This window comes from Streptomyces sp. NBC_01669 (assembly GCF_026339735.1).
GTDB classification, from domain to species: domain Bacteria; phylum Actinomycetota; class Actinomycetes; order Streptomycetales; family Streptomycetaceae; genus Streptomyces; species Streptomyces yanii.
Window position 1 is genome coordinate 6,734,455 of the sequence record NZ_JAPEQG010000001.1, and the last position, 11,871, is coordinate 6,746,325.

At 69.0% G+C, this 11,871-nt stretch carries 9 protein-coding genes and 2 pseudogenes; 9 read left to right on the top strand and 2 right to left on the bottom strand.

Features of this window, described 5'->3' with window-relative positions:
• Positions 1–416 precede the first annotated feature (416 nt).
• Together gltB and OG972_RS30160 are read left to right on the top strand one after the other, a co-directional pair.
• Positions 417–4,985: a glutamate synthase large subunit gene (gltB, locus tag OG972_RS30155; protein ID WP_266986773.1), complete on the top strand. Its 4,569-nt coding sequence runs from the start codon at positions 417–419 to the stop codon at positions 4,983–4,985.
• A complete protein-coding gene (locus OG972_RS30160; protein ID WP_266986774.1) occupies positions 4,978–6,438 on the top strand; it encodes a glutamate synthase subunit beta in 1,461 nt (486 codons plus the stop codon). Before gltB ends, OG972_RS30160 begins: the two co-directional genes overlap by 8 nt.
• Positions 6,439–6,592: 154 nt before the next feature.
• Here OG972_RS30160 and OG972_RS30165 read toward each other — a convergent pair whose 3' ends face one another.
• On the bottom strand, positions 6,593–7,528 hold the full coding sequence (locus OG972_RS30165; RefSeq protein ID WP_266986775.1) for a rhomboid family intramembrane serine protease: 936 nt from the start codon (positions 7,526–7,528) through the stop codon (positions 6,593–6,595).
• Between the two features lie 200 nt (positions 7,529–7,728).
• Between OG972_RS30165 and OG972_RS30170 the strand changes: the two genes are divergently transcribed.
• The gene (locus OG972_RS30170; protein WP_266986777.1) at positions 7,729–8,448 is read left to right on the top strand and encodes a VWA domain-containing protein; all 720 of its coding nucleotides are present in this window, start codon (positions 7,729–7,731) and stop codon (positions 8,446–8,448) included.
• Positions 8,445–9,041, top strand: coding sequence for a HutD family protein (locus OG972_RS30175; RefSeq protein ID WP_266986779.1), 597 nt, complete (start codon positions 8,445–8,447; stop codon positions 9,039–9,041). Before OG972_RS30170 ends, OG972_RS30175 begins: the two co-directional genes overlap by 4 nt.
• On the opposite strand, the gene OG972_RS30180 is transcribed toward OG972_RS30175, so the two are convergent.
• Complete coding sequence (locus OG972_RS30180) at positions 9,017–9,307, bottom strand: hypothetical protein (protein WP_266986781.1); 291 nt, start codon at positions 9,305–9,307, stop codon at positions 9,017–9,019. The two genes, OG972_RS30175 and OG972_RS30180, sit on opposite strands and share 25 nt — an antisense overlap.
• Before the next feature lie 161 nt (positions 9,308–9,468).
• Here OG972_RS30180 and OG972_RS30185 point away from each other — a divergent pair, with 161 nt between their 5' ends.
• The 5 genes and pseudogenes from OG972_RS30185 to OG972_RS30205 all read left to right on the top strand — a co-directional run bounded on the left by OG972_RS30185 (position 9,469) and on the right by OG972_RS30205 (position 11,714).
• Positions 9,469–9,972, top strand: a complete 504-nt coding sequence (locus OG972_RS30185; protein ID WP_266986783.1) for a pyridoxamine 5'-phosphate oxidase family protein — start codon at positions 9,469–9,471, stop codon at positions 9,970–9,972.
• A gap of 94 nt (positions 9,973–10,066) precedes the next feature.
• A pseudogene (locus OG972_RS30190) lies at positions 10,067–10,168 on the top strand (short chain dehydrogenase); the annotation flags it as partial.
• Positions 10,169–10,222: 54 nt separating this feature from the next.
• Positions 10,223–10,834 (top strand): TetR/AcrR family transcriptional regulator, encoded by a 612-nt coding sequence (locus OG972_RS30195; RefSeq protein WP_266986785.1) that lies wholly within the window; start codon positions 10,223–10,225, stop codon positions 10,832–10,834.
• 34 nt (positions 10,835–10,868) lie between these two features.
• Positions 10,869–11,156, top strand: a pseudogene (locus OG972_RS30200) (acetyl-CoA C-acetyltransferase); the annotation flags it as partial.
• 354 nt (positions 11,157–11,510) lie between these two features.
• The gene (locus OG972_RS30205; RefSeq protein ID WP_003969786.1) at positions 11,511–11,714 is read left to right on the top strand and encodes a cold-shock protein; all 204 of its coding nucleotides are present in this window, start codon (positions 11,511–11,513) and stop codon (positions 11,712–11,714) included.
• Positions 11,715–11,871: the final 157 nt, after the last annotated feature.

Below are 11,871 nucleotides of genomic sequence, written 5' to 3' on the forward strand. Positions count from 1 at the left end.
CGCGCGTGGACGGTCCGGTTCCGGGGTGTATGCGGGGATCATGCCCGTAACCTGGGCGCCATCCGTGTGACGTACGTCTTGGCCGACGCCTCTGGGCGGAACCCCTCCGCGGACGTAAAATGAGTCTCTATACAGGGCTCCACATAAGTAGCCGTTACTCGGCGGTTTCGATTCCTTTTCCGCCGGGCATGAGCCGTAGACACCGCAGGCAACGACGCCTGCTCTCTGCGGTTCCCCCGGGCGCCGATCCTCCGACTGCGACCCAAACCCCCGCCGCTCCGCGAGCGGTGTCCGCATGTTGGAACGGACTATCCGCTTCTTGAGAAGCGCCCCATTATGTAACCTGCATGAAATTTCGCAGAGGGCCAACGTCGTCCCTCGGCACTGCATATGCCACGACGACGACGGGAGAGCCGATGCGTTCCGACGCCTGGTCGCCCATGGACGGTCGCCCCGCCCAGCAGGGGATGTACGACCCTCGTAACGAGCACGACGCCTGTGGCGTCGGGTTCGTGGCCACTCTGACCGGTGTGGCCAGCCATGAGCTGGTCGAGCAGGCGCTTACCGTGCTGCGCAACCTCGAACACCGCGGCGCCACCGGATCCGAGCCCGACTCGGGTGACGGCGCCGGAATCCTGCTCCAGGTGCCCGACACCTTCCTCCGTGAAGAGGTCCCCTTCGACCTCCCGGAGGCCGGTGCCTACGCCGTCGGTATGGCCTTCCTGCCCGCGGACGACTCCACCGAGGCCGTCCAGAAGCTTGAGAAGATCGCCGCCGAGGAGGGCCTCAAGGTCCTCGGCTGGCGCGAGGTCCCGGTCACCCCCGATTTCCTCGGCAACGGCGCCCGCGCCACCATGCCCGAGTTCCGGCAGCTCTTCGTTGCCGACGGCACGAGTGCCGGCATCGCCCTCGACCGCAAGGCCTTCGTGCTGCGCAAGCGCGCCGAGCGTGAGGCCGGGGTGTACTTCCCCTCGCTCTCCGCCCGCACGGTCGTCTACAAGGGCATGCTCACCACCGGGCAGCTGGAGCCGTTCTTCCCGGACCTCTCCGACCACCGCTTCGCCACCACGGTCGCGCTGGTCCACTCGCGTTTCTCCACGAACACCTTCCCGAGCTGGCCGCTCGCCCACCCGTACCGCTTCGTCGCGCACAACGGCGAGATCAACACGGTCAAGGGCAACCGCAACTGGATGAAGGCCCGCGAGTCCCAGCTGGCGTCGAGCCTCTTCGGCAGCGAGCAGCTCGACCGGATCTTCCCCGTCTGCACCCCGGACGCCTCCGACTCCGCCTCCTTCGACGAGGTCCTGGAGCTGCTCCACCTCGGCGGCCGCTCGCTGCCGCACTCGGTGCTGATGATGGTCCCCGAGGCGTGGGAGAACCACGACTCCATGGACCCGGCCCGCCGCGCCTTCTACCAGTACCACTCCACGATGATGGAGCCCTGGGACGGCCCGGCCTGCGTCACCTTCACCGACGGCACCCAGGTCGGCGCGGTCCTCGACCGCAACGGTCTGCGCCCGGGCCGGTACTGGGTCACCGACGACGGCCTCGTCGTCCTCTCCTCCGAGGTCGGGGTCCTGGACATCGACCCCGCGAAGGTGGTCCGCAAGGGCCGCCTGCAGCCCGGCAAGATGTTCCTCGTCGACACCGCCGAGGGCCGCATCATCGAGGACGACGAGATCAAGGCGGGCCTCGCCGCCGAGCAGCCGTACCAGGAGTGGCTGGAGACCGGCGAGATCGAGCTGGAGGATCTCCCCGAGCGCGAGCACATCGTGCACACGCACGCCTCCGTCACCCGCCGCCAGCAGACCTTCGGCTACACCGAGGAAGAGCTCCGCGTCATCCTCGCGCCGATGGCCCGCACCGCCGGCGAGCCGCTCGGCTCCATGGGTACGGACTCGCCGATCGCCGCCCTGTCCGAGCGCCCCCGGCTGCTCTTCGACTACTTCACCCAGCTGTTCGCGCAGGTCACCAACCCGCCGCTGGACGCCATCCGCGAGGAGCTGGTCACCTCGCTGCGCTCCACGCTCGGCCCGCAGGGCAACCTGCTGGAGCCGACCGCCGCGTCGTGCCGCAGCGTCACGCTGCCGTTCCCGGTGATCGACAACGACGAGCTGGCCAAGCTGATACACATCAATGCCGACGGCGACATGCCGGGCATGAAGGCCGCCACGCTCTCCGGTCTCTACCGGGTCAGCGGCAGCGGTGAGGCCCTCGCCGCGCGGATCGAACAGATCTGTACCGAGGTCGACGTCGCCATAGAGGACGGCGCCCGCCTGATCGTCCTGTCCGACCGGCACTCCGACGCCGAGCACGCGCCGATCCCGTCGCTGCTGCTCACCTCGGCCGTCCACCACCACCTCATCCGTACCAAGCAGCGCACCCAGGTGGGCCTGCTGGTCGAGGCCGGGGACGTCCGCGAGGTCCACCACGTCGCGCTGCTGATCGGTTACGGCGCCGCCGCGGTCAACCCGTACCTGGCGATGGAGTCCGTCGAGGACCTGGTCCGGGCCGGCACGTTCATCGAGGGCATCGAGCCCGAGAAGGCCATCCGGAACCTGATCTACGCGCTCGGCAAGGGCGTCCTGAAGGTCATGTCCAAGATGGGCATCTCCACCGTCGCCTCCTACCGCGGCGCCCAGGTCTTCGAGGCCGTCGGCCTGGACGAGGCCTTCGTCGCGAAGTACTTCAACGGCACCGCCACCAAGATCGGCGGCGCCGGACTCGACGTGGTCGCCAAGGAGGTCGCGGCCCGGCACGCCAAGGCGTACCCCGCCTCCGGCATCTCCGCCTCGCACCGCGCGCTGGAGATCGGCGGCGAGTACCAGTGGCGCCGCGAGGGCGAGCCGCACCTCTTCGACCCGGAGACGGTCTTCCGCCTCCAGCACGCCACGCGCAACAAGCGGTACGACATCTTCAAGAAGTACACGGACCGGGTGAACGAGCAGTCCGAGCGCCTGATGACGCTCCGCGGCCTGTTCGGCTTCAAGTCGGACCGTGAGGCGATCCCGGTCGGCGAGGTCGAGTCCGTCTCCGACATCGTCAAGCGGTTCTCCACCGGCGCCATGTCGTACGGCTCGATCTCCCGCGAGGCGCACGAGACCCTCGCCATCGCCATGAACCAGCTGGGCGGCAAGTCCAACACCGGTGAGGGCGGCGAGGACGCCGACCGGCTGTACGACCCGGCGCGCCGCTCGTCCATCAAGCAGGTCGCCTCCGGCCGCTTCGGTGTGACCAGCGAGTACCTGGTCAACGCGGACGACATCCAGATCAAGATGGCGCAGGGTGCCAAGCCCGGCGAGGGCGGCCAGCTGCCCGGCCACAAGGTCTACCCGTGGGTCGCCAAGACCCGGCACTCCACCCCGGGTGTCGGTCTGATCTCCCCGCCGCCGCACCACGACATCTACTCCATCGAGGACCTGGCTCAGCTGATCCACGACCTCAAGAACGCCAACCCGGCGGCCCGCATCCACGTGAAGCTGGTCTCCGAGGTCGGCGTCGGCACGGTCGCCGCGGGTGTCTCCAAGGCGCACGCGGACGTCGTCCTGATCTCCGGCCACGACGGCGGAACGGGCGCCTCCCCGCTCACCTCGCTCAAGCACGCGGGCGGTCCCTGGGAGCTCGGCCTCGCCGAGACGCAGCAGACCCTGCTGCTCAACGGCCTGCGCGACCGCATCGTCGTGCAGACCGACGGACAGCTGAAGACCGGCCGCGACGTCATCATCGCCGCGCTGCTCGGCGCCGAGGAGTTCGGTTTCGCGACCGCGCCGCTCGTCGTCTCCGGCTGCGTCATGATGCGTGTCTGCCACCTCGACACCTGCCCGGTCGGCATCGCCACCCAGAACCCGGTCCTGCGGGACCGGTTCTCCGGCAAGGCCGAGTACGTCGTCAACTTCTTCGAGTTCATCGCCCAGGAAGTCCGCGAGCTCCTCGCCGAGCTCGGCTTCCGTACGATCGAAGAGGCCGTCGGCCACGCCGAGCTGCTGGACACCGACCGTGCGATCACGCACTGGAAGGCGCAGGGCCTCGACCTGGAGCCCCTGTTCTACGTCCCGGAGCTGCCCGAGGGCGCGGTCCGCCACCAGCTGATCGAGCAGGACCACGGTCTCGCCAAGGCCCTCGACAACGAGCTGATCAAGCTCGCCGCCGACGCCCTGAACGCGGACAGTGCCGAGGCCGCCCAGCCGGTCCGGGCCCAGATCGCGATCCGGAACATCAACCGGACCGTCGGTACGATGCTCGGCCACGAGGTGACGAAGAAGTTCGGCGGCGCGGGACTGCCGCAGGACACCATCGACATCACCTTCACCGGCTCCGCCGGCCAGTCGTTCGGCGCGTTCGTGCCGAGCGGTGTGACGCTGCGACTGGAGGGCGACGCCAACGACTACGTCGGCAAGGGCCTCTCCGGCGGCCGCGTCATCGTCCGCCCGGACCGCGGCGCCGAGCACCTCGCCGAATACTCCACCATCGCGGGCAACACCATCGCCTACGGCGCGACCGGCGGCGAGCTGTTCCTGCGCGGCCGCACCGGTGAGCGGTTCTGCGTCCGCAACTCCGGCGCGACGGTCGTCTCGGAAGGCGTGGGCGACCACGGCTGCGAGTACATGACCGGCGGTCACGCCGTCGTCCTCGGCGAGACCGGACGCAACTTCGCCGCCGGTATGTCGGGTGGTGACGCGTACGTCGTCGACCTGGACCGCGACAACGTCAACGTCGGCAACCTCGGCGCGATCGAGGCGCTCTCCGACAGCGACAAGCGGTGGCTGCACGACGTCGTGCGCCGCCACCAGGAGGAGACCGGCTCCACGGTCGCAGAGAAGCTGCTTGCCGAGTGGGACAGCGCCGACGGCGGTGTCTCCCGCTTCAGCAAGATCATCCCGTCCACCTACAAGGCAGTGCTCGCCGCCAAGGACGCCGCTGAGCTCGCCGGTCTCTCCGAGCAGGAGACCACCGAGAAGATGATGGAGGCGGCGACCAATGGCTGACCCCAAGGGCTTCCTGACCACCGGGCGCGAGGTCGCCAAGACCCGCCCCGCGGGCGAGCGCGTCAAGGACTGGAACGAGGTCTACGTTCCGGGCTCGCTGCTCCCGATCATCAGCAAGCAGGCCGGCCGCTGCATGGACTGCGGCATCCCGTTCTGCCACAACGGCTGCCCGCTGGGGAACCTCATCCCCGAGTGGAACGACTACGCCTACCGCGAGGACTGGACGGCCGCGTCCGAGCGCCTGCACGCCACGAACAACTTCCCGGAGTTCACCGGGCGGCTGTGCCCGGCTCCCTGTGAGTCGGCGTGCGTGCTCGGCATCAACCAGCCGGCCGTCACCATCAAGAACGTCGAAGTCTCGATCATCGACAAGGCGTGGGACAGCGGCGACGTCACCCCGCAGCCGCCCGAGCGCCTCTCCGGCAAGACGGTCGCGGTCATCGGCTCGGGTCCGGCGGGTCTCGCCGCCGCCCAGCAGCTGACCCGGGCCGGCCACACGGTCGCCGTCTACGAGCGTGCGGACCGCATCGGAGGCCTTCTCCGGTACGGCATCCCCGAGTTCAAGATGGAGAAGTCGCACATCAACCGCCGCATCGAGCAGATGCGCGCGGAAGGCACCAAGTTCCGTACGGAGGTGGAGATCGGCAAGGACATCGACGCCGCCAAGCTCCGCCGCCGCTACGACGCGGTCGTCATCGCCGCCGGTGCCACCGTCTCCCGCGACCTGCCCGTCCCGGGCCGCGAACTGAACGGCGTGCACTTCGCGATGGAGTACCTGCCGCTCGCCAACAAGGTGCAGGAGGGCGACCTGACGGTCTCCCCGATCAGCGCCGAGGGCAAGCACGTCGTCGTCATCGGCGGCGGCGACACCGGCGCCGACTGCGTCGGCACCGCTCACCGGCAGGGCGCGGCCTCCGTCACCCAGCTGGAGATCATGCCGAAGCCGGGCGAGGAGCGGAACGCCAACCAGCCCTGGCCGACCTTCCCGATGCTGTACAAGGTCACCTCGGCGCACGAGGAGGGCGGGGAGCGGGTCTACTCCGTCTCCACCACCCACTTCGAGGGCGACGAGGACGGCAACGTCCAGGCGCTGCACCTCGTCGAGGTGGAGTTCAAGGACGGCAAGCTGGAGCAGAAGCCCGGCACCGAGCGGCGGATCCCCGCGCAGCTGGTCACCCTGGCCATGGGCTTCACCGGCACCGACCAGGCCAACGGTCTGGTCCAGCAGTTCGGCCTGGAGCTCGACGGACGCGGCAACGTCGCGCGCGACGGCGACTACGCCACCAATGTTGACGGTGTCTTCGTCGCCGGTGACGCGGGCCGCGGCCAGTCCCTCATCGTGTGGGCCATCGCCGAGGGCCGCTCCGCGGCGCGTGGCGTGGACCGCTTCCTGACCGGGGCCAGCGCACTGCCGGCCCCGATCCGCCCGACGGACCGTTCCCTGATGGTCTGAGCACCACCAGCAGTACGCACCACCACAACAGACGTCCCGTACAACGGCGTACGGAACTGAACGCGGCGCCTGCCCGTCCCCGACCGGACGATTCGGCAGGCGCCGTGGCGCGTCCGGGCCCGGGGCGCCGGCCAGGACCGGGCAGGCGGAAGGCTCACGCCACGGCGCCGCCGGTCAGCTGCGAGGTCTTCAGAACGACCAGGGCGACCAGCACCACGAAGACCACCCCGCACGCAGCGATCTGCACGGCGGTACGGCGCTTCGCCGGGGCGTACGCGAGCGCGGCCATGACGACGCCGCCCGTGAGGAGCCCGCCCAGGTGCCCCTGCCACGAGGTGAACCACGCGGATATCAGCATCCAGATCAGGAACCCGGCCATGAACCGGTTGACCGCCTCCATGTCCCGGCCCAGCCGCCGGTTGATGACGTAGAACGCCGCCGCCAGACCGAAGACCGCCCCCGAGGCGCCCACCGTCAGGGCGCCCGGTGCGATCAGATACACCAGCACCGAGCCGCCCAGCGCCGACAGCAGATACAGCGCGAGATACCGGCCCCGGCCGAGCTGCTGCTCGACGACCCGGCCCAGATTCCACAGGCCGTACATGTTGAAGAGGATGTGCAGCACCCCGAACGGCAACGCACCGAAGGACGACTCGCCCGGCGGAAGATGAAGGAAGGCCCCGGTCAGCAGCCGGTACCACTCGCCGTCGACCACCCCGACCGCGTGGAACCCGTGGAAGTCCCCGCTCTCGTACATGTACTGGCCGCCGTGGGGTCCGACCAGAACCGCGCCGAGCATCCCGAACCGGTCGACGATCCCGGGGCGTACCAACTCGCCCAGATACGCCGCTATGTTCAGGCCCATGAGGACGTACGTCACCACGGGCACCGCCGTCCTCGACACCGCACCGCCGAAGACCGTGCGCGCCTGCCGGATCGACCGCTGCCCCTCCTTCACGCACTCCACGCAGTGGTGGCCGACCGCGGCCTCACGCATGCAGTCCGGGCAGATGTAGCGGTCGCAGCGGGTGCAGCGCACATACGTCTCGTACGACGGATGGCGGTAGCAGGTGGTGACAGCGGCCTCCATGGCCGGCTCCTTCACGGGGGGACGGTGGCGGGCGGCCGGTGGGGGTCGGCGGCGATCAACATAGCGAACGCGGGCCGCGCGGAAGCGGCCGGGTGCGGGGACGGACCAGGTGCGGGTACGGCCAGGACGTCCACGACGCCGCAGCCGGTCCACCACGGTGACGTAACCTCGTAACTCCCTTCTCAGGAACGGAGCCCCGTATGGTCGGCATCAGTCTCCGCAAGGTCGAGGAGACCGCCCCCGCGCTCGTCAGCCTCTACCGGAGCGCCGGGGTCTCCCTGCAGAAGCACCGGCTCAGTGGAGAGCGCGCGGCCGTCTATCTCGTGCTCGACTACTCCGGTTCCATGAAGGAGTACTACAAGGACGGCAGCGTCCAGGCCCTCGCCGACCGGGTGCTCGGCCTATCGGCGCACCTCGACGACGACGGCCGCGTGCCGGTCGTCTTCTTCTCCACGGACATCGACGCCGTCACCGACATAGCCCTCGACAACCACCTCGGGCGCGTCGACCGGATCGTCGCCGGACTCGGACACATGGGGAAGACCAGCTACCACCTGGCCATGGACGCGGTCATCGACCACTACCTCGACAGCGGTTCGACCGCACCCGCGCTCGTCGTCTTCCAGACCGACGGCGGCCCGATCAACAAGCTCGCGGCGGAGCGCTATCTCTGCAAGGCGGCGAAACTGCCGCTGTTCTGGCAATTCATCGGCTTCGGCAACAAGCGAAGCTCGCAGTTCAACTTCCTGCACAGGCTCGACGAGCTGGCCGTGCCCGCACGGCGCCCCGTCGACAATGCCGGCTTCTTCCACGCCGGACTCGATCCGCGACAGGTTCCGGACTCCGAGCTGTACGACCGGCTCGTCGCCGAATTCCCCAGCTGGCTGACCGCGGCCCGGGCGCAGGGGATCGTCAAGTGATGCCACGGGTACTGAGGGCGGCCGACCGCACGGCCGTGCCCTGGAAGAACGGTGGGGGAGTCACCCGGGAGATCGCCGCTTCCCCCGAGGGCGCACCGCTGGACGACTTCGACTGGCGGGTCAGCCTCGCCGATGTGTCCGCGGACGGGCCGTTCTCCTCGTTTCCCGGGGTCGACCGCACGCTGACCGTGGTCGAGGGCGCCGGGATGGATCTCATGGTGGGCGGCGAGCACCACATCGTCGACGAGCAGTACTGGCCCCACGACTTCCCCGGGGACCTGGAGACGGACGGGCAACTCCTCGGCGGCCCCGTCGTGAACCTCAATGTGATGTACCGCAGGAAACGTACGGCGGCGGAGGTCGCGGTCGTACGCGGCACCCTCCGGCTGCAGGCACCGGAGGGCGGCACGGTCCTGGCCGTCGCACTGGAGGACGGTGCGGCGCTCGACGGCCAGGACATCGAACTCGACTGCTACGACGCGGTGTTGATGGAGGGTGCGGCGCCCGTGGTGCTCCGCACCCAGGGCTGGGCGCTGGTGATCACCCTGTCACCGGCCGGCGGGCAGGGCTATGCGGCTTCGGGCACCCGGTAATGGTGGGTCCGTGCGGTCCTCGGCGGTCCGGACGGCATCGGCAGGCCAAGCCTCCGGGCGATCGGCAGCATGGCCGCGCCGAAGTTCTCCACGGCCTCCGGCGACTCCCACAGGTCGAAGAGCTCCACGCCCGAATCGGTCGTGACGCAGACGTGGGAGAGGCATCCGGCGAAGGCGTCGCCGGGAAGCGCCTGGAGTTCTTTGTCGAGAGCGTCGTACTGGTCTGCCGTGACGCCCGACAAAGTGGCATGCACGAAGATTGCCATCGGATTCCACCTCGGGTCGCGGGAACAGTCCCTCCCCGCCGCCACGATGACGGCCAAGTGCCTCGTACAGCACACCACGATCATGGCGGTACGGCATCCGAACCAGTGGCGGCCCGGAAATCCGGACAGAAGATGTCGGGTTTCAAGGGTTCGATGGACCCATGACATCGAGTTCATGGGCAGCGTTCCAGGTGGCGGAGCCGGGCTTCGCCGAGACCGTTCAGGCCCGCTTCGAGCAGCACAAACACCACATCCTGGCCACCCTCCGCAAGGACGGTTCACCACGCGTGACCGGACTGGAAGTGAACTTCCGCTTCGGTGAACTGTGGCTCGGCATGATGCCGAACTCACGCAAGGCGCTGGACCTGCGGCGCGATCCGCGGTTCGCGGTGCACGCGAATCCGGGACCGGACGACGCGATGGAGTACGCCGACGTCCGGGTCTGCGGCCACGCGGTGGAGGAGACCGACCCCGACGTCCTGGCCCGCTTCATCGGGGAGGTGAAGCCGCCGGAGCCGTTCCATCTCTTCCGCACGGAGCTGACGGAGGTCGTCAGCACGGGGGTGGAGAACGAGGATCTGGTCGTCAGGGTCTGGCGCCCGGGCAAGCCGCTGCGCACGATCCATCGCGGATCGGACGACGGCAACCCGCGCGAGGCCACCTGACGCCCGAACGGGTGCCTGCCGGGCCGGCCGGGCCCGGCAGGCACCCGTTCGGCCCGGGGACCGGGGACAGAACGACCGCCGGACGCCCCCGGCCGCCGAACCATGGGACGTCGCCAATGTCATCGCCTTCCTGGCCGGCGGCTACTCCCCGTACATGACGGGCGAAGTCGTCCCGGTCAGCAGCCAACATGCCTGACCGGGCCCGCGCCGACGCGTCCGCGGGGGCATCGCTCGGGCGGAGAATGGGCGGGTGCCTACCAAGAAGAAGCCCCAGGTGACCCCCTCGCCCGAGCGGCGCCGCGAACTCCTCGACACCGCCGCAGAGGTCTTCGCCGCGCAGGGATACAACGCGACCACGGTCCGCAGGATCGCGGACGAGGCCGGGATGCTCGCGGGCAGCCTCTACTACCACTTCGATTCCAAGGAATCGATGATCGACGAGATCCTCTCCACCTTCCTCACCGAACTCTGGGAGGGGTACGACGCGGTGCTCGCCGCCGGACTCGGCCCCCGCGAGACCATCGAGGCCCTCGTCACCGAGTCCTTCCGGGAGATCGACCGGCACCGCGCCGCCGTCGCCATCTACCAGAAGGAGTCCAAGCACCTCGCCACCCAGCCGCGCTTCGCCTATCTCGTCGACTCCCAGCAGAAGTTCGAGAAGGCCTGGCTCGGCACGCTGGAACGCGGCGTCGCCGCCGAGGTCTTCCGCGCCGACCTCGACATCCGGCTCACCTACCGGTTCGTCCGCGACACCGTCTGGGTCGCGGCCTCCTGGTACCGGCCGGGCGGACAGCACAGCCCCGAGGAAATCGCCCGCCAGTACCTCTCGATGGTCCTGGACGGCATCGCTCTGCGTACGTAACCCACACTCACGGACCTCTCAAGGAGCGGCCGTCATGGCCGAGGCCTGCATCGTCGAAGCGGTACGCACCCCGGTCGGCCGCTGCGGGGGAGGCCTCGGAGCCGTCCACCCCGCCGACCTCGGCGCCCATGTGCTGAGGGCCCTCGTCGAGCGCACCGGCATCGACCCGGCGGCCGTCGAGGACGTCGTCCTCGGCTGCCTCGACACCGTCGGACCGCAGGCCGGCGACATCGCCCGGACCTGCCGGCCGGCGGCGGGACTGCCCGAAGAGGTCCCCGGCGTCACCGTCGACCGGCAGTGCGGCTCCTCGCAGCAGGCCGTCGCGGCGCGGCCCCCCGGCGAGGATCCGATCCGGATGCTGTCGGCCTGCAGACCATGTGCGAGGGCGGCGGCCAGGCGAACGCGATGATCATCGAATGGCTCTGAACCGGTTGCCGCCAAGGCTTTTGCGGAAGCCCGCCGACCGGCGAGCGTGGCAAGACCCACCGCTGGTCGGCAGAACGTGCTACGGTGGTCCGGTTGCAGTTTTGGTACCCATGAACTTTATGTGCGCCTGACGGGAATGCTTCCTCAGGCGCATTATTGTTTTCCGGCTTTCTCCGGATGGGGCTCAATGCGGCGACTTGGAATTCGTAAAGTGCGGATTTCCGGCACTGCACCTCTTGAGGAGAATGACATGGCTACTGGAACCGTGAAGTGGTTCAACTCGGAAAAGGGCTTCGGCTTCATCGAGCAGGACGGCGGCGGCGCCGACGTCTTCGCCCACTACTCCAACATCGCCACCTCGGGCTTCCGTGAGCTCCAGGAGGGCCAGAAGGTCTCCTTCGACGTCACGCAGGGCCAGAAGGGCCCGCAGGCGGAGAACATCGTCCCGGCCTAATTGCCGCGACGCGTACCTCGCAGCCGGGGCCCGCACCGTGAAGGTGCGGGTCCCGGCTTGTGCTGTCCCGGGGAAGTGTGCCGAGAGTCCCACGCGTACGAGCGCACACGCACATACCCACCGGAATTCTCGAACATTCACTGAGAATTCACGAGCC